General features: G+C 44.4%; 14 protein-coding genes and 5 tRNA genes. 18 read left to right on the forward strand and 1 reads right to left on the reverse strand.

From position 1 onward, the window contains the following. The first annotated feature begins 236 nt into the window (after positions 1-236). From J7I42_RS23650 to nusG, 9 genes are all read left to right on the forward strand, one after another. A complete protein-coding gene (locus tag J7I42_RS23650; RefSeq protein WP_209141358.1) occupies positions 237-536 on the forward strand; it encodes an HPF/RaiA family ribosome-associated protein in 300 nt (99 codons plus the stop codon). Positions 537-895: 359 nt separating this feature from the next. Further along, positions 896-968: transfer RNA gene (locus tag J7I42_RS23655), tRNA-Thr, on the forward strand. Positions 969-1,004: 36 nt separating this feature from the next. Next, positions 1,005-1,087: transfer RNA gene (locus tag J7I42_RS23660), tRNA-Tyr, on the forward strand. A 102-nt stretch (positions 1,088-1,189) separates the two neighbouring features. Then, positions 1,190-1,262 (forward strand) — tRNA-Gly (locus tag J7I42_RS23665). A 39-nt stretch (positions 1,263-1,301) separates the two neighbouring features. Next, positions 1,302-1,373 (forward strand) — tRNA-Thr (locus J7I42_RS23670). Between the two features lie 310 nt (positions 1,374-1,683). Next, positions 1,684-2,871, forward strand: coding sequence for an elongation factor Tu (gene tuf / locus J7I42_RS23675; protein WP_209141359.1), 1,188 nt, complete (start codon positions 1,684-1,686; stop codon positions 2,869-2,871). A gap of 97 nt (positions 2,872-2,968) precedes the next feature. Then, a tRNA-Trp gene (locus tag J7I42_RS23680) sits at positions 2,969-3,039 on the forward strand. 71 nt (positions 3,040-3,110) lie between these two features. Beyond that, positions 3,111-3,302: a preprotein translocase subunit SecE gene (secE, locus tag J7I42_RS23685; protein ID WP_209141360.1), complete on the forward strand. Its 192-nt coding sequence runs from the start codon at positions 3,111-3,113 to the stop codon at positions 3,300-3,302. Positions 3,303-3,304: 2 nt separating this feature from the next. Then, positions 3,305-3,871 (forward strand): transcription termination/antitermination protein NusG, encoded by a 567-nt coding sequence (gene nusG, locus J7I42_RS23690; RefSeq protein WP_081150214.1) that lies wholly within the window; start codon positions 3,305-3,307, stop codon positions 3,869-3,871. A gap of 181 nt (positions 3,872-4,052) precedes the next feature. On the opposite strand, the gene J7I42_RS23695 is transcribed toward nusG, so the two are convergent. Then, positions 4,053-4,679: a hypothetical protein gene (locus J7I42_RS23695; RefSeq protein WP_209141361.1), complete on the reverse strand. Its 627-nt coding sequence runs from the start codon at positions 4,677-4,679 to the stop codon at positions 4,053-4,055. A 1,389-nt stretch (positions 4,680-6,068) separates the two neighbouring features. On the opposite strand from J7I42_RS23695, the gene rplK reads away from it, so the two are divergent. From rplK to rpoC, 9 genes are all read left to right on the forward strand, one after another. After that, on the forward strand, positions 6,069-6,512 hold the full coding sequence (rplK, locus tag J7I42_RS23700; RefSeq protein ID WP_014221090.1) for a 50S ribosomal protein L11: 444 nt from the start codon (positions 6,069-6,071) through the stop codon (positions 6,510-6,512). A gap of 45 nt (positions 6,513-6,557) precedes the next feature. After that, entirely contained in the window at positions 6,558-7,253 is a 696-nt protein-coding gene (gene rplA / locus J7I42_RS23705) for a 50S ribosomal protein L1 (RefSeq protein ID WP_209141362.1), read from the forward strand. Between the two features lie 71 nt (positions 7,254-7,324). After that, a complete protein-coding gene (rplJ, locus tag J7I42_RS23710) occupies positions 7,325-7,867 on the forward strand; it encodes a 50S ribosomal protein L10 (protein WP_209141363.1) in 543 nt (180 codons plus the stop codon). 110 nt (positions 7,868-7,977) lie between these two features. Continuing rightward, on the forward strand, positions 7,978-8,355 hold the full coding sequence (gene rplL / locus J7I42_RS23715) for a 50S ribosomal protein L7/L12 (RefSeq protein WP_209141364.1): 378 nt from the start codon (positions 7,978-7,980) through the stop codon (positions 8,353-8,355). Between the two features lie 130 nt (positions 8,356-8,485). Further along, the gene (locus J7I42_RS23720; RefSeq protein WP_209141365.1) at positions 8,486-9,523 is read left to right on the forward strand and encodes a LacI family DNA-binding transcriptional regulator; all 1,038 of its coding nucleotides are present in this window, start codon (positions 8,486-8,488) and stop codon (positions 9,521-9,523) included. A gap of 583 nt (positions 9,524-10,106) precedes the next feature. Continuing rightward, positions 10,107-13,256 (forward strand): SusC/RagA family TonB-linked outer membrane protein, encoded by a 3,150-nt coding sequence (locus J7I42_RS23725; RefSeq protein WP_209141366.1) that lies wholly within the window; start codon positions 10,107-10,109, stop codon positions 13,254-13,256. A gap of 23 nt (positions 13,257-13,279) precedes the next feature. After that, entirely contained in the window at positions 13,280-14,836 is a 1,557-nt protein-coding gene (locus tag J7I42_RS23730; RefSeq protein ID WP_209141367.1) for a RagB/SusD family nutrient uptake outer membrane protein, read from the forward strand. A 440-nt stretch (positions 14,837-15,276) separates the two neighbouring features. Beyond that, positions 15,277-19,080 carry a DNA-directed RNA polymerase subunit beta gene (gene rpoB / locus J7I42_RS23735; RefSeq protein WP_209141368.1) on the forward strand — a complete coding sequence of 1,268 codons (3,804 nt, stop codon included), beginning with the start codon at positions 15,277-15,279 and terminating at the stop codon, positions 19,078-19,080. Positions 19,081-19,210: 130 nt separating this feature from the next. Next, positions 19,211-23,503, forward strand: coding sequence for a DNA-directed RNA polymerase subunit beta' (gene rpoC / locus J7I42_RS23740; RefSeq protein WP_209141369.1), 4,293 nt, complete (start codon positions 19,211-19,213; stop codon positions 23,501-23,503). The last annotated feature ends 58 nt before the right edge of the window (positions 23,504-23,561 follow it).

Genomic DNA, 23,561 nt, shown 5'->3' on the forward strand with positions numbered 1-23,561 from the left:
AGTGATTTTATTGTAGTAAAGCTCAAATAATTTGACAAATACAGTGCATTTTTAATTTGGAAATACAGGCCTGTTGTATTATCTTCATAAAGATTAAATATGGTGCTTATGTAGTAGTATAATATCCTTCATGTTAACCACCTCACACTATACTCTCACACATATAATGGTGGTAATTCAAATCAGATCTTTTATTTATTGTTTAAATATTGTTTCACTGTTAAAATGCGATTGTTATGAACGTAAACATTCAGTCTGTGCGGTTTACTGCTGATGCTAAATTGATCGAATATGTTAATCGTAAACTTCAAAAAATTAATACCTTTCACGACCGCATTATCAAGGTTGACGTATACCTGAAGTTGGATAATGTGGTACATACAATAAAAGACAAAATCGCAGAAATAAGAGTACAGGTCCCACGCCATCAGTTTTTTGTGAAATGTAGTTCGAAATCATTTGAGGAGTCATTTGACAATGCGTTGGAATCTTTGGTTAGTCAGGTGAAGAGACAAAAGGAAAAACAAGCTGCCTGAGTGCAAAATTTATTATTTCAGAATTAATACAATAGTTCACCTTCTCAAAACCTCCCCTCGGGAGGTTTTTTTATGTCCTTATGAGAAAGGTTTCGACTTTTTCATTGAAAATTCCTTGTAAAGCGGCACATTTGCAGTCTGTATAACGGTGTTCCTTGAAAGATTTTGCAAATCATTGAAAACAAATAAAAAAAAACTTCCTCAAAATTTTTCGATTACACAAATTCTCCTACCTTTGCCATCCCTCAAAAAATAGAGGGTGCGAAAATGAGGAGAGAGAAGCACTACACTGGGTTGAGTTTCAATTAATTTGCCGGGTGTTTTGAGTTGAAAATTGAAGTTTTTTGATATAATAATAAGCCACTTTAGCTCAGCTGGTAGAGCAACTGATTTGTAATCAGTAGGTCGTTGGTTCGATTCCGACAAGTGGCTCAGCAATTCACGTTGCAATTTAATTTGGTTTTATTCGGGCAGGTTCCAGAGCGGCCAAATGGGGCGGACTGTAAATCCGCTGTCTTTCGACTTCAGAGGTTCGAATCCTCTCCTGCCCACATCGCCCGCCGATTCGCCAACCGGCGGAAAAGGCGGGTTGTTTAGTGTTAAGTTCTTTTTCAGATGGCAGATTAGCTTTTAGCTAATTGGCTTATTAAAATGCGGAAGTAGCTCAGTTGGTAGAGCGACAGCCTTCCAAGCTGTAGGTCGCGGGTTCGAACCTCGTCTTCCGCTCTTTGGGTTTTAGGTTTTTTATGCCTCATAAACCTATCAGCCGTTGTAGCTCAGTGGTAGAGCACTTCCTTGGTAGGGAAGAGGTCGTGAGTTCGATTCTCACTAACGGCTCATTAGATTTTTGAAAAGTTCTGGAAGTTGTAATAGCTCAGTGGCAGAGCATCCCGACCATGGTCGGGAAGGTCGTGAGTTCGATTCTCACTAACGGCTCATTAGATTTGATTTACACTATCCCGGTTATTGGCTGGAGAGGCATCGGAAAGAGGGTTCAGCTGGGTATAGTTCCAAAGAAGAAGTGTGCGACGCAACGGAAGCTTCATAGGCTCACCGGTGCTGGTTACATAAAGTCCTTTTCCGCTGTAAGGAGCAAAAAGGATGCGTTTTAATAAATTATAAACACCACAACTAAAAACAGATAACGATGTCAAAAGAGACTTTCAAGAGGGATAAACCTCACGTTAACGTTGGTACTATCGGTCACATTGACCACGGTAAAACCACTTTAACTGCCGCCATCACTACAATCCTGGCTAAGTCAGGTCTGGCGCAGGCTAAAAAATATGACGAAATCGACGCAGCTCCTGAAGAAAAAGAGCGTGGTATCACAATCAACACCGCGCACGTGGAATATCAAACTGCGAATCGTCACTATGCACACGTGGATTGCCCTGGTCACGCTGACTATGTGAAGAACATGATCACTGGTGCTGCACAGATGGATGGTGCTATTCTGGTTGTGGCTGCTACAGATGGTCCTATGCCCCAAACTAAAGAACACATCCTGCTTGCTCGTCAGGTAGGTGTTCCTAAAATGGTGGTATTCATGAATAAAGTTGACCTGGTTGATGATCCAGAGTTACTGGAGCTGGTTGAAATGGAAATCCGCGAGCTGTTAAGCTTCTACGGTTTCGACGGCGACAACACTCCTATCATCAAAGGTTCTGCAACTGGCGCTCTGGCTGGTGAAGAAAAATGGGTTAAATGTGTTATGGAATTGATGGATGCAGTAGATTCTTACATTCCTCTGCCTCCTCGTCCAGTTGACCAACCATTCCTGATGTCAGTTGAAGACGTATTCTCTATTACTGGTCGTGGTACTGTTGCTACCGGCCGTATCGAGAGAGGTCGTATTAAAGTAGGTGAAGGTGTTGAGATCGTAGGTTTGATTGAAAAACCACTCGTTTCTACTGTAACAGGTGTGGAAATGTTCCGCAAACTGTTAGATGAAGGTGAAGCTGGTGACAACGCTGGTCTGCTGTTACGTGGTGTTGATAAGAAAGATATCCGTCGCGGTATGGTAATTGTAAAACCAGGTTCTATCACTCCTCACACTGAATTCAAAGGTGAAGTGTATGTACTGAGCAAAGAAGAAGGTGGACGTCACACTCCATTCTTTAACAAATACCGTCCTCAGTTCTACTTCCGTACTACTGACGTAACCGGTGAAGTAGAATTACCAGCTGGTACTGAGATGGTAATGCCTGGTGACAACACCAACCTGCATGTAAAACTGATTCAGCCTATTGCGATGGAAAGAGGTCTGAAATTCGCGATCCGCGAAGGTGGCCGTACTGTAGGCGCTGGTCAGGTTACTGAAATCCTGAAATAATCGCTCACAACATTCCTGAAAAAGGAAATTGAGTCGTAAGCGTTTAGTATATTTGCAAAGTACTTGGGCTTTTTTTGTTCCAGGTACTTTGCTTTCTACGGGCATAGTTCAACGGTAGAATAGAGGTCTCCAAAACCTTCGATCTGGGTTCGAATCCTAGTGCCCGTGCCTTTAAATTGAGAATGTGCGAATTAGTAATTTGCTAATTTCACATTCTCAAATTTGCTAATTAATTGATCATGAATAAGATATCAACATACCTTAGGGAATCATACCGGGAATTGGTTGAAAAGGTGACCTGGCCTACGTGGGTACAATTACAACAATCAACGGTTATCGTGCTGGTAGCTACGTTGTTGATCACCGGCGTGGTTTGGGTTATGGACCTGGTTGCTCAGTCGGCCCTTCATTTTATTTATTCTTTATTTTAATAATGGAACAAGCTACTCAACAACAAGAAACTAAATGGTATGTGCTGCGGGTGGTGAGCGGTAAAGAACGCAAGGTGAAAGAATACCTTGACAAGGAGATCTCCCGCGGTGGGTGGGGTGAGGTAGTGAAGCAAGTGTTTCTGCCTGTGGAAAAGGTTTATAAGGTGCAGAATGGCAAAAAGGTAATGCGTGAAAGAAACTATTACCCAGGCTATGTAATGATTGAAGTGCTGGAAAATAAACTTTCTGACGATTTACGCGAAGCTATTAAAAATACTACCAATGTGATCCATTTCCTGGGCAAGGAAAATCCTATTGCCCTGCGTAAGGCCGAGGTAAATAAAATGCTCGGTAAAATGGATGAAATGGCAGAGACCGGTGGTGTGAGCATGAGTGAGCCATTTATTGTTGGTGAAACCATCAAGATCATAGAAGGACCTTTCAATGACTTCAATGGTATCATTGAAGAAGTGAATGATGAGAAGAAGAAATTGAAAGTTACAGTTAAGATCTTCGGCCGCTCAACGCCGGTAGAGCTGAACTACATGCAGGTTGAAAAATTAAGTTAAGACCACTCGCTCCTTAAAAATACTATAGAACATCTGCCTTTGGGCAGATGTTTTTTTTTGACGATTCCCCAACGAAAACGAAGGGGGAATGGCGGTTGCCCGGAAACGTTTGGGCATAAAAAAACCTTTCCTAATCGGGAAAGGTTAATCTATTTGATTGAAGCAAATCTCCCGGACAGGCTTACATCTGCTCGTCTTCATCATCCTCATCATCTTCATCGTCCATGTCCTCTTCAACAGTTTCCCCGATGTTTTCAGTTTCTTCATTTTCATCCTCGTCAGTATCTACATCTACATCATCAATATCAATATCCACATCGGTATCGTCGTTGTCATCAGTATCATCAGTGTCAATATCAACATCTGTATCAACTTCTGTTTCTTCAACGGCATCATCTTCATCCATTACAGGAGGCATAATGATAGGCTCATCCTGAACGGCTTCAGCAACTGGTTTTGATACAGCTCTTTTCTTCTTAGGTGCTGCTTTTTTGGCTGCCTTTTTTACGGGAGCTTTTGAAGCTACTTTTTTTGAAGCTACTTTTTTGGCTGCTTTCTTAGCAGCTTTTTTAGGTGCGGCTTTTTTAGCTGCCTTCTTTGCTGCTTTTTTAGGAGCGGCTTTCTTGGCGGCTTTTTTCACTGCTTTCTTTGCAGCTTTCTTAGGAGCGGCTTTTTTAGCAGCTTTCTTGGCAGCTTTTTTCGCAGCCTTTTTCACGGCTTTCTTAGCCGCTTTTTTGGCCGGTGATTTTTTCTTAGCTGCCTTCTTAGGTGCGGCTTTTTTTGCTGCTTTTTTCTTTGCTTTGGCCATAGTGTTGATGTGTTTTTTGTTGTTGGTAAATTTCTATAAGAAGAAGCGTTATTACTAATTAATCGCAAAAGCTACGTATAAAAATTCAAAAAATAAAAAACTCCCCCTTTTTTGCTAACAGTGACAGCTCATTACAATGGGCTGTCAGGCTGTTTTCTTTGCTAGTTCTTGCAAATTCCCGGCCATCATTTACGAGTAATTACGTTGTGTATCTGATGATCCGGTGCCATGCAATAGGGTAAGTTAAGCCCAAACCCTCCATTACTTCAAAACCCTTGTCTGTACTGGATTTCAGGGCAACATGATGCCGGCTGTACAAGCAGGTTGGCTTTTAAAACAGGCCGGTAAATACCCGTATGGTAGCTGTCGTTACGGTATTGCTGACCCCGGGTTGTTGCATCCTTTATTGTTACTTGAATTTTGATAAAGCGTTTAACCGGCATTCATTCTTTCATGATCTATAAACAGGCAAGTGCAAAGGTAGTATATGTTCCTATAACGTTGGGTTTCGTATGGTAGTTGCATAGGAGGATGAGTCTTTTTAACAATAGGAGGTAGTTAGGGGTGCTGTGGATAGGCAATAGGTCGGAGGGCATTGGGCAATAGGCAATGGGCAATGGGCAATAGGCAATGGGTAATGGGCAATTGGCAATGGGTAATGGGCAATTGGCAATGGGAGGGGGGCCAATGATAAAGGGGGGCTGGTTGAAAGTCTTCATGCTCGGGGTCATTCGGCTTGATCTTCGGAAACCTGCATTCGGCCTGACCTGCCGATTATTGGCTAAAGGGTGTTAACCTGCCTCAGGTTGCCTACTTCGGCCTGTCGGCCGCAGATTACTAAATTCGAATATGTTTCATGGGCTTAGGGCTGCGCAGCTATTTATCCATCGTATTGTTGCCCTGTCCTTACGCGATGATCAAAGCCGCAAGCCCTACTCCGAGGCAGCGACCTCAATTTGGTAAGTTTCGACCTGAGCATTGCGAAGGTTAACCCGGCCTGGATATAGATTACTGGCAACCGGCAAACTGACAAACAACAAATGGGAGCTGATAACCCATGAACAAGTAACTAAAGCATAGCACTAAAAACATGCTACCATGCACACTTTAGCACCTGGGGGACCAGAAACCTGTAACCTGAAATATGAAACCTGCAATCTGGAGCCTGGGACCTGAAACCAGGAACCTGTAACCAGCTCCTATCGTATATTTGTGCTTAATTCTCAGGTTTGAAAAACTATTGCATTTTTCAAAAATATTCTTACCTTCGCGTCCCCAAAAGAAGTTCTTTTTAGTTCCCATCAAATTGGGATCAGAGGAATTTGGGAGATCAAGTAGCCTAGCCTTGTGGCAAAGCGAACCATCGTTTGAACCAATAAATCAGTAAACATGGCAAAAGAAATTACCGGCTTCGTAAAGCTACAGGTAAAAGGCGGCCAGGCAAATCCGGCTCCTCCTGTAGGTCCTGCACTGGGTTCCAAAGGTATCAATATCATGGAATTCTGTAAACAATTCAACGCTCGCACGCAGGATAAAATGGGAAAAGTACTTCCCGTATTAATCACCGTTTATTCCGACAAATCGTTTGAGTTTGTAATTAAAACTCCTCCTGCAGCCGTTCAGTTGCTGGAAGCTGCTAAACTGCAAAGCGGTTCTAAAGAGCCAAACCGTAATAAGGTTGGTAAAGTGAACTGGAACCAGGTAGAGGCTATTGCAAAAGACAAAATGCCTGACCTGAATTGTTTCACCCTGGAAAGTGCTATGCGCATGGTGGCTGGTACAGCCCGCAGCATGGGTCTTACCGTGGATGGTAAAGCTCCCTGGGAAAATTAATTGTTCACGGTCCCGGTAAGACGGGATTCTTTAAACTGAATTACAATGGCAAGAGTTCCTAAAAAAAGAAAAGCGGTAGACGCTAAAGTCGATAAAAATAAAGTGTATTCACTGAAAGAGGCTTCCTCTATCGTGAAAACTGTTAATACAACCAAGTTTGATGCATCGGTAGACCTGCACATCCGTTTGGGTGTTGACCCCAAGAAGGCCGATCAGGCTATTCGTGGTACGGTTACCCTGCCTCATGGTACTGGTAAAACAAAAAAAGTACTGGTATTATGTACTCCCGATAAAGAAGCTGATGCAAAATCAGCCGGCGCCGATTTTGTTGGCCTGGATGAGTTTGTTCAAAAAATTGAAGGTGGCTGGACTGACGTAGACGTGATCATCGCTACGCCTACAGTAATGCCTAAAATTGGTAAACTGGGTAAGATCTTAGGTCCCCGTAACCTGATGCCTAACCCTAAAACAGGTACTGTTACCAATGATGTAGCTGCAGCTGTAAACGAAGTAAAAGGTGGTAAGATCGCTTTCAAGGTTGATAAAGCTGGTATCATTCACGCTTCTATCGGCCGTGTAAGCTTCAGCCCTGAGAAAATTGCAGAGAACAGCCACCAGCTGATCGATGCGATCATCAAGGCAAAACCTTCTTCTGCAAAAGGCACTTACCTGAAAAGCGTGTTCATGGCCAGCTCTATGAGCCCGGCTATTGCAGTTGACACAAAATCATTAATGAACTAAACTTTAATAACGCGACGAAGTAATTACGCCTCTGGAGTGATTATGAGTTGAACCAACAAAATATTAGCGTTATGACAAAACAGGAAAAAAATGAAGTAATTGAAGTATTGAAGGAGAAATTTTCTCAATACAACAATTTCTATGTTACCAATACTGAATCATTAACTGTTGAGCAGATAGTTAATTTACGCCGGACTTGTTTCAATAAGAAAGTTGAAATGAAAGTTGCCAAAAATACCCTCATTCGCAAAGCGCTGGAAAGCCTGGACGAAAAAAGGTATGCTGGCCTGTTCGAATCTCTGAACGGCGTAACTGCCCTGATGTTCAGCGAAAACCCCAAGGAACCAGCGCTGATCATCAGCGACTTCCGTGCCGCCAATACTAAAGGTAAAGTTGTTGCTGTAAAACCCGAGTTGAAAGCAGCCTTTATCGATGGCGATGTATTCATGGGCGACAATCAACTGACTACCCTGACTACGCTGAAAAGCAAAAACGACCTTATCGGGGAAATCATCGGTCTGTTGCAATCACCTGCGAAGAATGTTATCAGCGGCCTGAACGCTGGCAACAAACTGGCTGGTTTGATCAAAGCTTTAGAAGATCGCGCACAGTAATTTCTGATCGTAATCTCAAAATATTAACCCCTGCCTGTGGGTTATTTGAAACAAATTTTTTTAAACATCCGCCGGAGCACAGGCAATGAAGGCGGGAAAAATTTACAACAATGGCAGATTTAAAAGCATTCGCTGAGCAGTTAGTAAGCCTGACTGTTAAAGAAGTTAACGAGTTAGCAAAAATCCTGAAAGACGAGTATGGCATCGAGCCTGCAGCTGCTGCTGTAGCTATTGCTACTGGTCCTGCTGGTGGTGGCGCTGCTGCTGCTGAAGAAAAAACTGCTTTCGACGTTATCCTGAAAAACGGTGGCGCTAACAAACTGAACGTAGTTAAAGTGGTTAAAGAATTAACTGGTCTTGGTCTGAAAGAAGCTAAAGACTTAGTTGATGGCGCTCCAAAACCAGTTAAAGAAGGTATCAGCAAAGCTGATGCTGACGCTCTGGTAGCTAAGCTGAAAGAAGCTGGTGCTGAAGTAGAAGTTAAATAATTAAACTTCCAACTCACTATAATTACCCCGGTGTTTACACCGGGGTTTTTTTATTAAATAGGGGAAATCCACTTTCTTAAGTTTTATTTTCATAGTTTAGTAGTCTCCTTTATATAACATATAATCAAATATGAAACGGGTCTCCCTCAAAGATATCGCTCGCATTGCCGGTGTTTCGCCCTCTACCGTATCTTTTGTACTGAATGGCAAGGCTAAACAAATGCGGATCAGTGAAACGCTTGCCAGTAAGATCATGGAGGTTGCTAAAAAGGAAGGTTATCATCCCAACCCGGTTGCTGTAAGCCTAAGAACCGGTAAATCACAGATATTAGGATTAATCGTTGAAACCATTTCGGGTAACTTTTTTGCTTCCCTGTCGCGTATTATTGAGGAAGAAGCAGCCCGCTTTGGCTATAAGATCGTATACACAAGTACCGAAAATAAACTTCAAAAGGGTAAGGAACTGATCGGCATGTTGTCGCAACGCCAGGTTGATGGGTATATCATTACACCCACGCCCGGTATGGAGCAGGACATAAAAGAACTGATCGCCGATAATAAACCGGTGGTATTGATGGATAGCTACTTCCCGGGTATTGACGTGCCCCACGTACTGGTAAATAACTATGAAGGGGTGAAACGGGGAATGGCGCATATTATTGAAAAAGGCTACCGGCGCATCGGATTTGTAACCGTTGATTTGAACCTGGTACAAATGGAAGAACGCCTGAAGGCCTACTTTGATACCATGCATAGCGAAGGACTGTCTACTGATAACCTGGTATTGTCCATCAAATATGAAGAAGATAAAGAACTCGGCATTCAACAGGTAACCGATTATATTAAAAATACACCCGAACTGGAAGCTGTGTTCTTTGCTACCAACTACCTGGGCTTACTGGGACTTGAAAGTATTCACCGCCTGGGTTTAAAGCTCCCCGACGACCTGGCCATGATCTGTTTTGATGATCACGATGTATTTCGCCTGTACCCACCAGGCATAACCTGTATTCGCCAACCGGCAGAAGAAATTGCCAAGACCGCCCTTGAGTTACTGATGGACCAGTTAGGCAAGGGAAATGGCTCCCTGGGAGAAACCAAAATTGAAATATCCCCGGGACTGGTAGTGCGGGGCACTACTGAGTTTGTGCAAAAAGTAAATAAATAAACTTCAAAGGAGAATAGGCAGGTTGCTCATATGCCTGCAAACTTTTGCGTCTTTCCCGGGCTCAGGAGAAAACTTTTCCTACAAAATCTCCTACCTCCCTGTTACGGTACGAATTGTACAATGAGCCATTGTGGCTCTCTGTAAAGCATTGCATGCTGCTTATTGAACTTGCGGGTTACTGCCTGTAAAAAAAATTACAGAAACGTCCTGATAATATTTTGCAAAAACGTTTTAGAATCACTAATTTTAGTTTATTAAACGAATTGCCACATGAAAAAACCAAGTTTATCATCGACCTTATTTTGTTCTGATTGAACGAAAATAACATGCAGTAGAATTCTGCCTTACTAAATCTGCCCCCTACCAGGTGTATAGTTATGTACCTGGAAATATCCCCTACTTGTTCACTTTGTTTATGATAAACAGGAGTTGGTAAAACCGGCCCTGTGTGTATTTGAGCATTAAGTAATTTCAACTTAAAACCTTCTGTGACTTTTGTGAGTTTGTTTTGTGCTACGAGGCGGTATTCTTTGCTGTAATTGCTATATCGATATAGTATTTATTTATAAACCAAAGCTTGCGTATGAAAAAGCAGTTTTATTTTGTCGGACGGCTATGTCTGCTAAGTTTCCTCGCACTATTTATTTCCATTGAAACATTTTCCCAAAACCGCTCTATTAGCGGTAAGGTGACCGACTCAAAAGACGGATCACCACTGGCTGGGGTATCAGTTACCTTAAAAGGCCAGACAGTTGGTTCTGCCACTGATATGAATGGTAATTTCAGTATCAGTGTTGCACCGGGGGCAACCCTGGTGTTTACCCACACCGGTTATGAAGGTTTCCAGGTAAAAGTGGGGCAGGAGGAAACCCTGAACGTACAATTAGTATTAAGTAAAGGCTCCATGAGCGAAGTGGTGGTAATTGGTTATGGTACCGTAAAGAAGAAAGACCTTACAGGATCTGTAGGTTCGGTCAAAGCTTCGCAACTGCAGGAGCGGCCGGCGGCTTCAGTGAATGAAGCTTTATCTGGCCGTATTGCGGGTGTACAGGTAACAACCAACTCTGGTCGTCCCGGAGGTCAAACCAGGATCCGTATACGGGGTTTTAGTTCTATCAATTCATCGAACAACCCGTTGTATGTGGTAGATGGGGTGTATTTACCAATCGGTAACCAAACGTTGAACAGTAACTCTATCGACTACATTAACCCGAATGATATCGCTTCGGTGGAAGTGCTGAAAGACGCATCTGGTACAGCCATTTATGGAGCCCGTGGCGCCAATGGCGTCGTGCTCATTACCACCAAACGTGGCACAAACGGGCCAGCTAAGATCACCTATGATGGTAATTATAGTGTACCCACCATTGGGCCCAAAAGAATACATATGCTGAATGCCCAGCAATACGTTGATCTTGAAAATCTGGCCTATGATAATATTAAAACGTATGATCCGGACGGTTGGGCTGCCGGTTCTTATTCTAAGGTGGTTGACCCAAGAGTAAAAAGACAAAGTTTACCCACCATGTTTGATGCCAATGGTAAACCTTTATACAACACCGACTGGCTGGAAGAATCATTACAACATAAACTTTCACAAAATCACCAGATTGGTGTAACCGGTGGAAGCGATAATAATTTATATGGTTTGTTCCTGAACTATCGCGATGATAATGGCTTGCTGCTTAATTCGTATCTGAAACGGTATTCAGCCCGGTTTGTTCTTGATATGAAACCCAAAGACTGGTTCCGGATTGGGGGTAGTTTGAGTTATAATAACCAGGAAGAAAACCTGGTAGATCAGGGTACCGGTGGGTTGAACTCTGTGCGCATGATCACAGAAGCATTCCCATTTTTGCCTGTTAAATTTCCTGATGGGACCTGGGGCGATAATTACCTGTACCCAGGCGCCGAAGGTGGTTCAAATCCTGTGCACATTATGACCGACAGAAAATATATCGTGAACGTGCAGAATATGCTTGGCCATGCTTATGTGAACCTGTTACTGGGCAATGGTTTTGATATCAAAAGCCAGGTAGGGGTGAGTGTTGTACAAAGACAGGAAAACCAGTTCAGCGGCCGGGGGCTTCATAATATCTCTATGGACCAGAACGGTACCGCCAGTATTTTTGACAACAGGGAAATATACTGGTCAAGTGAAACTTTCCTGAACTACAATAAAACCTTTAATGGAGATCACACTGTAAGTGGTTTAGTGGGGCTTTCCTGGCAGGGAACAAACTATTTTTCTGTTAATGCCAGCTCCCAGAATTTTTCGACCGACTTCTTCCAATATAACAACCTGGGTGCAGGAAGTGTACAAAACGCATCTATTTCAAACAAAAGCGGTTTTGCTTTCAACTCCTACTTTGGCCGTATAAATTATGGATTCAAACAAAAGTACCTGGTTACTTTTACTGGTCGTGTTGATGGTAGCTCAAAATTCGGCGACAATCATAAGTTTGCCTTTTTCCCTTCAGGAGCGGTGGCCTGGAATGTCTCCAATGAAGACTTTCTTAAAGACAACAGAACAGTTTCACACCTTAAACTACGCATCAGTCATGGTTTAACGGGTAACTCAGAGATCAATCCTTATTCATCAGATGCCACGCTGGGTTCTTATACTGCGGTGTTTAACAACGCCCGGTTCTCCGGGGTTGGAACAGGCAGGTTAGGTAATCCTGATCTGAAATGGGAAAAAACGGCCCAAACCGATGCGGGTCTTGAACTGGGCTTGTTAGAGAACAGGATCAATTTTGAAGCAGATCTGTACTATCGTAAAACAACTGACATGTTGCTGGAGACGCCATTACCAAGATCTACCGGCTATCCTTCCTATACGAAAAACGTAGGCAGCATGGAGAACAAGGGGCTTGAGCTTACTTTACGTACGATCAATGTGAAAACCCAGGACTTTTCCTGGAACACCACCTTTAATATTTCCTTCAACAAAAATAAAGTGCTTTCGCTGGCAACACCGGCACCCATCTTCTCAGGTAACCCGAACTTTTTGTCAAACACCGGGATCATTCAGGTGGGACAGCCAGTTGGTTCATTCTGGGGCCTTATACGGGAAGGCGTATGGACTGAAGCTGAAAGGGCAGAGGCTGCGAAGTATGTCAGCTACCGCGGTGGTAAACCCATTTTGCCAGGCGATTTAAAATATAAAGATGTAACACCTGATTATCAGATCAACGATCTGGACAGGGTGATCATTGGTAATGGTAACCCTAAAGGCTGGGGTTCTTTCAGCAACGATTTCTCCTATAAGAACTTTGATCTGTTGCTGGAGATCGGTTTTATGTATGGAAACGATGTATTGAATCAATCACACCACTCGGGTGAAGACAGAACCGGTATTGCCAATAGTTATAGTTCTGTACTGGATTATTATCAGGCAGGCAAGAACAACAACAATACCATGATCGCTACCATCCGGGATACCAGGGCCGGTTATGTAACCAACGTGGATACCCGTTGGGTGGAAGATGGCTCCTTTATTCGCGGTAAGAATTTGTTGCTGGGTTATAATGTGCCCGCCAAAATGTTTGAGCGTCTTAAAATAAACAGGTTACGCGTAACCGCATCTGTGCAAAATTTCTTCCTGAAAACAAAGTACTCGGGTAATGATCCGGAAGTGACTACTTATAACAATGCCTTTGCACAGGGACAAACATTCTTTGATTATCCCAAGCCAACTACCTATATGCTGGGAATAAGTCTTGGATTGTAAAATTTAACATTAAACAAGCTCGTATGAAATTCTGCAAGATTAACTCGCTATATATTCTACTTGTATGTGCCTTTGCCGTATCAGCCACGGGTTGTAAAAAATGGCTGGTAGAAGAGGATAAGGACCCATCGAACCTTTCGCCCGACAACTATTATACATTGCCCGGTCACGCAGATGCCGCCATTGCGGCTGCGTACGAAAGAACCCGTTTTTTTGCTGAAGGCGCGGGGATCTTTGCCAATAATTTTTCCATGCTGGAAATGCCAACAGGTACGGCCAAAACTGAAACAGGACAAAATACTGATCTGAACAACCTGCTTGGTCTTAGTTACAATGGCGATAATGTGTTTGTGTTGAACTGGTGGACATCTCTTTACCGGGTTATTGCCCAAACCAACCTGGTATTAGACAAAGTTCCAGGTATAGTAATGGACGATGCAAGAAAGAAATCGGTATTGGGCGAAGCGCATTTTTTACGCGCCTGGTCCTATTTTTACCTGGTTCGCCTGTATGGAGATGTGCCTTTAATGACCACTTCCGTTTTATCAGCAACTGATGCCTCTGTATATACTGGCCGAACCTTGAAAGATTCTGTTTATATGCAGATAGTAGCGGATCTGAAAGATGCCGAAGGCTCGGGGTTGCCCTGGACCGATAATAGCGGTCGTGTTTCACTGGGCGCCGTAAAGTCGTTGCTGGCCGAAGTATATTTAACTATGGCCGGTTATCCGATGAATAAAGGAAAAGCTTATTATCAGCTGGCAGCCGATAAAGCAAAAGAGGTAATTGACAGTAAGAAGTTTACGCTTTTTGCGGATTACAATAGCCTGCACGATGAAAAACAGGAAAATACAGGAGAGCAGATCTTTGAAATTCAATTCCTGGGTGGCGTGGCCAATAATAACAACCAGGCCAACCTGTTGCCCAACTTCAAGAATGTGTCGGCTTATGGCACAGAAGTAGGGTCTACGACACCTACCCTTCAATTTTACAATTCATTTGAACCGGGTGACAAGAGAACAATAGACCGTCAGGGGTTCTTTTATAAATCCTATTACGATGGTGGTTTTGATACGTTGAAGCAGTTGGGCGCCCCCTATATTTATAAACATTTTGATATTGGCGCCAACGGCACCGCCGGGGTAACAGGTACAGCCATCAGCGGGTTGAACTGGATGAACATCCGGTACGCCCAGGTGCTGCTGACCTATGCCGAGGCGCAGAATGAAGCAGGTACTTTACCCAATCAGGATGCCGTAAATGCTTTAAAAAGCATCCGCGACCGGGCAGGTCTGATAACCGGCCTGCTGGGCAGCTATACCCAGGCTTCTTTCCGGGATGCTGTGTGGAAGGAACGCTGGCATGAGCTGTGTTATGAGGGGATTACCTGGTTCGATATGGTGCGGTTGAAAAAAGCGTATAATGAGACCAACAACAATTTTGAGGAGTTTGAAGGTCATAAATTGCCTGAAAGCGGACAGACACTCACCAAAAAGCATTTGTTGTTCCCGCTGCCTACCCTTGAAATGCAAAATAATCCTAAGCTGAGACCTCAAAATGATGGATACCCCGGGGTTTAAGTTTAAGAAATAAGAAGGTATTTAATAAGCCGCAAAGGACATCCTCCTTTGCGGCTTTGTTTTTGGCCAGGTTTATCCCATTTTGGTAAAATCAGAAGAAGTACGTACATTCAGTACATGGAAAAACAACTATACACTCTATTTTTCAATGCTTTACAGACAGAAAAAAAATTACAGGGGTGGCGACAGGATAATGTGAATAAATTATTGTCCATTTAGGTATATTTCTTACCTTTGCCCTCCATTTTTCACAAAAGCTAATTAGCAGAGGTACGTTGCTACAAGCGCAATTTAACATAACTGCCTCTTTTTTAATTCTTTGGGAGTTTAACCTTTACAGTTCAACCAGAACGAAAAAGGAGTAAAATTCTCAAGGAAAATTTTTTTTGTCTATAGATGTTTTGTCGTACGAATAATTAAAAAAACCGGTTTTAAGCAATATGTCTTCAACAAAACTGTCAACAAGGGTCAACTTCGGGAAAATTAAAAACCTTTCTGAAGCACCTGACTTACTAGAAGTACAAATTCAATCGTTCAAAGAGTTTTTCCAGTTAGAAACTACGCCTGATAAGCGTAACATTGAAGGGTTGTTTAAGGTATTTAAGGAGAACTTTCCCATTACAGATACACGAAACATATTCGTGCTGGAATTTCTGGATTATTTCATCGACCCGCCCCGTTACACTATTGAGGAGTGTATGGAGCGCGGATTAACATATGCCGTTCCTCTTAAGGCGAAACTCAGGTTGAGCTGTAATGATGAAGAGCACGTTGACTTCCAGACCATCGTTCAGGATGTGTTCCTGGGAAACATTCCTTACATGACCCCTCGCGGTACCTTCGTTATCAACGGAGCTGAGCGCGTGGTGGTTTCTCAATTACACCGTTCACCTGGTGTATTCTTCGGTCAGTCAATTCACCCCAACGGTACCAAGATCTATTCTGCCCGCGTAATTCCTTTTAAAGGTGCGTGGATGGAGTTCGCTACCGATATCAACAACGTGATGTATGCGTACATCGACCGTAAGAAGAAATTCCCGGTTACTACGCTGTTGCGTTCAATCGGTTACGAAACCGATAAAGACATCCTGGAGCTGTTCGGTATGGCCGACGAAGTAAAAGGCGATAAAAAATCACTGCAGAAATATCTGGGCAAACGCCTGGCTGCCCGTGTGTTAAGAACATGGGTTGAAGATTTCGTGGATGAAGATACCGGTGAGGTAGTGTCTATTGAAAGAAACGAGGTAGTGCTGGAACGCGATACCGTGCTGGATGAAGAAGCAGTAGACATGATCGCTGATATGGATGTGAAGAGCGTATTTGTGCAGAAAGAAGATGTAGGTGGTGACTACGCTATCATCTATAACACCCTTAATAAAGATACTTCAAACAGTGAGCTGGAAGCCGTTCAGCACATCTACCGCCAGTTGCGCGGTGCCGATGCGCCGGATGATGAAACAGCCCGCGGTATCATTGATAAATTGTTCTTTAGCGACAAACGGTACGATTTAGGAGAAGTAGGTCGCTACAAGATCAACCGCAAGCTGATGCTGAATCAGCCGCTCGATCAAAAGACCTTAACTAAAGAAGATATCATCGAGATCATCAAATACCTGGTTCGTTTAACCAATGGTAAAGCGGAAATCGATGACATCGATCACCTGAGCAACCGTCGTGTACGTACTGTAGGTGAGCAGTTATATGCTCAGTTCGGTGTTGGTTTGGCCCGTATGGCCCGTACCATCCGCGAAAGAATGAACGTACGCGATAATGAGGTGTTCACCCCGGTTGACCTGATCAACGCCAGAACGTTGTCATCAGTGATCAACTCCTTCTTTGGTACCTCTCAGTTGTCACAGTTCCTTGACCAAACCAACCCGCTGAGTGAGATCACGCACAAGCGTCGTATCTCCGCACTCGGACCCGGTGGTTTGAGCCGTGAAAGAGCCGGTTTCGAGGTTCGTGACGTACACTATAGCCACTACGGCCGTTTGTGTACCATTGAAACTCCTGAAGGTCCGAACATCGGTTTGATCTCTACGCTTTGCGTACACGCCAAGATCAACGAAATGGGCTTTATTGAAACGCCTTACCATAAAGTAGATAACGGAAAGGTTGACCTGAAAAAGCTCACCTTCCTGAGTGCTGAAGAAGAAGACAATGCCAAGATCGCCCAGGCAAGCTCGCCGCTAGATGAGAAAGGCCACTTCGTGGAAGAGAAGATCACCAGCCGTCAAACCGGCGACTTCCCGATCCTCGATCAAAATGAAGTGGAGTTCATGGACGTAGCGCCCAACCAGATCGTAGGTTTGAGTGCTTCCCTGATCCCCTTCCTTGAGCATGATGACGCCAACCGTGCGCTGATGGGATCAAACATGCAACGTCAGGCTGTACCGCTGATCCGTCCTGAAAGCCCGATTGTGGGTACAGGTCTGGAAGCTAAAGCTGCCCGCGATGCCCGTGTACAGATCCTGTCTGAAGGCGAAGGTGTGGTAGAGTACGTTGATGGTAGTGAAATTCACGTTCGCTACGACCGTACCGAAGCTGACCGTTTGGTGAGCTTTGAAGATGACCTGAAAGTTTACAGACTGACCAAATTCATAAAAACCAACCAGGAAACCTGTATCAACCACAAGCCTGCTGTTAGAAAAGGACAACGCATGAAAAAAGGCGACTTCCTTACAGAAGGTTATGCGGTACAGGGTGGTGAACTGGCACTGGGCCGTAACCTGAAAGTGGCGTTCATGCCATGGAAAGGGTACAACTTCGAGGATGCCATCGTAATCAGCGAAAGAGTAGCCAAGGAAGACCTGTTCACTTCTATTCACATTTCTGAATATGAACTGGAAGTACGTGATACCAAACTGGGTGAAGAAGAGCTGACACCTGATATTCCAAACGTATCGGAAGAAGCTACTAAAGACCTGGATGAAAATGGTATCATTCGTTTAGGTGCCGCTATTAAAGAAGGCGATATCCTGATCGGTAAGATCACTCCTAAAGGAGAAAGCGATCCTACACCAGAAGAAAAACTGTTACGCGCCATCTTCGGTGACAAAGCCGGTGATGCCAAAGATGCTTCTTTGAAAGCGCCAAACGGGGTAGAAGGTGTTGTGATCGGTAAAAAGCTGTTCCAACGCGCCAAAAAGGACAAGAACGCGAAGATCCGTGAGAAGGCCGCTCTGGAAAAGCTGGAAAAAGTGCACGAAAAAAACGAAGAAGACCTGAAAGAAGAATTGTTGAACAAGCTGCAAACGCTGTTGAAAGACAAAGCTTCTGCTGGTGTAAACAACAACTTCGGTGAAGTGCAGATCGGTAAAGGCGCCAGATTCAATCCGAAGAACCTTGGTTCTATTGACTACCAGAACGTAAACCCACTGGGTTGGACTGGTGACGCTTCAATCGATGATGCCATCAATACCTTGTTGCACAACTATAATATCAAGTACAACGAAGAACTGGGTAGATATAAGAGAGAGAAATTCAACATTTCAATCGGTGACGAGTTACCTGCTGGTGTGTTGAAGCTGGCTAAAGTATACCTGGCTGTTAAGCGTAAGCTGAAAGTGGGTGATAAAATGGCCGGTCGCCACGGTAACAAAGGTATCGTTGCCAAGATTGTACGTTTGGAAGACATGCCGTTCCTGGAAGATGGCACTCCGGTTGATATTGTGTTGAACCCACTGGGGGTACCTTCCCGTATGAACCTGGGCCAGATCTATGAAACTGTATTAGGCTGGGCCGGTTTGAAAATGGGTGTGAAGTTCGCTACACCGATCTTCGATGGTGCTACAACTGATGAAATAGCCCAGAACATCAATAACGCAGGCTTACCAAGTTTCGGCCATACACACTTGTATGATGGTGAAACCGGTGACCGCTTCCACCAGAAAGCAACCGTAGGTGTGATCTACATGATCAAACTGCACCACATGGTTGATGATAAGATGCACGCCCGTTCAATCGGACCCTACAGTCTTATCACGCAACAGCCTCTGGGTGGTAAAGCTCAGTTCGGTGGTCAGCGTTTTGGTGAGATGGAGGTTTGGGCACTGGAAGCTTATGGTGCTTCAAACATCCTGCAGGAATTGCTCACAATTAAATCGGATGATATTATCGGCCGTGCAAAAACCTATGAGGCAATTGTTAAAGGTGATAATATCCCAAGAGCCGGTATTCCAGAGTCGTTCAATGTATTGGTGCATGAATTGAGAGGATTGGGGCTTGACCTGAAATTTGAATAATATTTTATTTAGCGATTTCTGATTTAGAGAATTCGGGATTTAAATTCCGGGTTCTCTAAATCTCAAAATAAGAGATCCGACTTCAGGCAGGGTACCAATAATTTTAAATCTGAAATAAGACAATCAAAATATGGCTATTAAAAAAGATAATCGTCCCAGAGCCACATTTTCCAAGATCACTATCGGGCTGGCTTCACCAGATTCCATTTTGGAACGCAGCTACGGTGAGGTCTTGAAACCTGAAACCATTAACTATCGTACATACAAACCCGAGCGTGATGGTTTATTCTGCGAACGTATTTTCGGACCTGTAAAAGATTATGAGTGCGCGTGCGGTAAGTATAAGCGTATCCGTTATAAAGGGATCGTGTGCGACCGTTGCGGTGTTGAAGTAACTGAAAAGAAAGTACGTCGTGAGCGCATGGGCCACATTAAACTGGTGGTTCCTGTAGTACACATCTGGTATTTCAAAAGCTTACCTAATAAAATTGGTTACCTGTTGGGTGTTAGCTCCAAAAAGCTGGAGAGCATCGTTTACTACGAGCGTTTTGTAGTAATTCAACCAGGTATCCGGGAAGATCGTAACCTGAAATCAGGTGATCTGTTAACTGAAGAAGAATACCTGGAAATACTGGAGAACCTGCCTAAGGAGAACCAGTACTTACCAGACGAAGATCCTCAAAAATTCATTGCAAAGATGGGTGCCGAAGCGGTACACGATCTGTTGCAAAGAATTGAACTGGACAGCTTATCATTCGACCTGCGTAACGCCGCTGCTACCGAAACTTCACAGCAACGTAAAGCCGATGCCTTGAAGCGTTTGAGTGTGGTAGAAGCATTCCGCGAGGCCAATGGTCGCATCACCAACCGCCCTGAGTGGATGGTAATGCAATACATCCCGGTTATTCCACCAGAACTGCGTCCGTTAGTTCCCCTGGATGGTGGTCGTTTCGCTTCATCTGATCTGAACGACCTGTATCGCCGGGTGATCATTCGTAATAACCGGTTAAAAAGATTATTAGAGATCAAAGCCCCTGAGGTGATCTTACGTAACGAAAAACGTATGCTTCAGGAAGCGGTTGACTCTCTGTTCGATAACTCACGTAAATCAAACGCCGTTAAAGCTGAAGGTGGTCGCGCATTGAAATCTCTGAGCGACGTACTGAAAGGTAAACAAGGACGTTTCCGTCAGAACCTGTTGGGTAAACGTGTTGACTACTCAGGTCGTTCTGTAATCGTGGTAGGTCCTGAACTGAAGCTGCACGAGTGTGGTTTACCGAAAGATATGGCGGCTGAATTGTTCAAACCGTTCATCATTCGGAAACTGATTGAAAGAGGTATTGTAAAAACTGTAAAATCGGCTCGTAAGCTGGTTGATAGAAAGGAAGCAGTGGTTTGGGATATCCTTGAAAATATCCTTAAGGGTCACCCGGTTATGTTAAACCGTGCCCCAACGCTCCACCGTTTGTCAATCCAGGCCTTCCAGCCTAAATTGATTGAAGGTAAAGCGATCCAGCTGCACCCGCTGGTGTGTTCGGCGTTCAACGCTGACTTTGACGGTGACCAGATGGCGGTTCACGTGCCTTTGAGCAATGCGGCCGTTCTGGAAGCCCAGCTGTTGATGCTTTCTTCTCATAACATTTTGAACCCGCAGAATGGTGCGCCAATGACCCTGCCTTCACAGGACATGGTACTCGGTCTGTACTACATTACCAAGGGTAAAAAATCAACTGAAACCGAAATTATCCGTGGTGAAGGCAAAGCCTTCTATAGCACCGAAGAGGTGATCATCGCTTACAACGAGGACCGCGTTGACCTTCACGCTCACATTAAAGTGAAAGTGGATGTTCGTAACAACGAAGGTAATATCGTTAGAAAGCTGACTGAGACCACCGTAGGTCGTGTAATCTTCAACGAATTCGTTCCGAAGGAAGTGGGTTACATCAACGCCCTGCTCACGAAAAAGAGCTTGCGTGAGATCATCGGTGACATCATTACCATCACCAACGTACCTAAAACAGCCAAGTTCCTTGATGATATCAAACAACTTGGTTTCCGTACGGCCTTCCGTGGTGGTCTGTCATTCAGTATCAATGACCTCATCATCCCATCTATCAAAGGCGATGTGCTTGACCAGGCAAAAGGTGAAGTAGACGAGGTGTGGGATAACTATAACATGGGTCTTATCACCAACAACGAGCGGTATAATCAGATCGTAGACATCTGGTCACGTGTGGATACCCGTATTACTGAAACGTTGATCCGTGAGCTCAGCACCGATAAACAGGGCTTCAACTCTGTATACATGATGCTTGACTCCGGAGCCCGTGGTTCCAAACAGCAGATCAAACAGCTGTGCGGTATCAGAGGTCTGATGGCGAAACCCAGAAAATCAGGTTCAAGCGGAAGTGAGATCATCGAAAACCCGATCCTCTCTAACTTTAAAGGTGGTCTGAACGTATTGGATTACTTCATCTCTACGCACGGTGCTCGTAAAGGTCTTGCGGATACGGCCCTTAAAACGGCTGATGCCGGTTACCTGACCCGTCGTTTGGTTGACGTAGCACAGGACGTGGTAATTACAGAAGAAGATTGCGGTACGCTGCGTGGTATTGCCACCAGTGCATTAAAAGATAATGAAGAAATAGTAGAGCCGCTGTACGACCGTATCATTGGCCGTACTTCACTCCACAACGTATACAACCCGCAAAACGATACACTCATCGTTGGCGCCGGACAGGAGATCAATGAAGAGATCGGCAAACTAATTGAAGAAGCCGGTATTGAAACTGTTGAGATCCGTTCGGTATTGACTTGCGAAAGCAAACGCGGTGTGTGTGTAAAATGTTACGGTAAGAACCTGGCTACGGGTAACCGCGCTCAAAAAGGTGATGCGGTTGGTATCATCGCCGCCCAGTCAATCGGTGAGCCTGGTACACAGTTGACCCTGCGTACCTTCCACGTGGGTGGTGTTGCCGGATCTGCATCAGTTGAGTCTTCACTCACTGCCAAATTCGATGGAACCATTCAGTTTGACGGTTTGCGTACAGTAGCTTCGGTTAATAACGAAGGTGATCCAATTCAAGTGGTAATTGGCCGTACCGGTGAGATCCGGAACGTAGATCTGAAAAACGATCGTTTATTGAATGTGGTAAACGTGCCTTACGGTTCAACCCTCTTTGTAAAAGATGGTCAGAACGTGAAGAAAGGCGATACCCTCTGTACCTGGGATCCATTCAACAACGTAATCGTTGCCGAGATCGTTGGTCAGGTGAAATTCGATAACGTAATTGAAGGTATTACCTACCGCGAAGAGGCTGACGAACAAACCGGTCACCGCGAGAAAGTGGTAATTGAAACAAAAGATAAAACCAAGATACCTACCCTGATCGTAGAAGGTAAGGATGTAAAACAATATAACCTGCCTGTAGGCTCACACATTGTGGTTGATGAAGCCGAAGATGTAAAAGCCGGTCAGGTGTTGGTGAAAATACCTCGTACGCTGCGGATGCAACGCGACATCACCGGGGGTCTGCCTCGTGTAACTGAGTTGTTTGAAGCACGTAACCCAGGTAACCCCGCTATCGTTTGTGAGATCGACGGTGTGGTTGCATTTGGCGCCATCAAACGTGGTAACCGCGAGATCATCGTGGAAGCGAAAGATGGTGTTATCAAGAAATACCTGGTTCCATTAACCCGCCAGATCCTGGTTCAGGACGGTGACTTTAACAAAGCCGGTGCGCCATTGTCTGACGGACAGGTTTCACCAAGCGATATCCTGTCAATTAAAGGTCCGTTTGCGGTACAGGAATACGTGGTGAATGAAATTCAGGAGGTTTACCGTTTACAAGGTGTGAAGATCAACGATAAACACATTGAGGTGATCGTTCGCCAGATGATGAAAAAGGTTGAGATCGTGGATCCGGGCGACACCCGCTTCCTCGAAGAAGACCTGGTTGACCGTTTTGAATTCAACGAGGAAAACGACTGGATCTTTGATAAGAAAGTTATCTCTGATCCGGGCGAAAGCAGCCGCTTGAAAGCCGGTCAGATCGTGAGCCTGCGTGAAATTCGCGAAGAAAACTCCCTGCTGCGTCGTACCGACAAAAAGCTGGTTGAATTCCGCGATGCCGAACCAGCCACTTCACATCCTGTGCTGTTGGGTATCACCAAAGCCTCACTGGGTACGCAAAGCTGGATCTCAGCTGCATCATTCCAGGAAACAACCAAAGTATTGTCATCGGCTGCCATTCAGGGTAAAACCGACGATATGCTTGGCTTGAAAGAGAATGTGATCACCGGTCATCCGATCCCAGCAGGTACTGGTTTGCGTGACTTTGAGAACATGATCGTTGGTAGCAAGGAAGAATATGAATTGCTGCAAACAACCCGCGAAGCGATGAGCTTTGACGATGAAGAGTAATCGCGATCAATAATTCATTGATTATAAAAAACAAAGTAGGAAGCTAAACACTTCCTAC

Source organism: Niastella soli (assembly GCF_017742245.1).
GTDB classification, from domain to species: Bacteria; Bacteroidota; Bacteroidia; order Chitinophagales; family Chitinophagaceae; genus Niastella; species Niastella soli.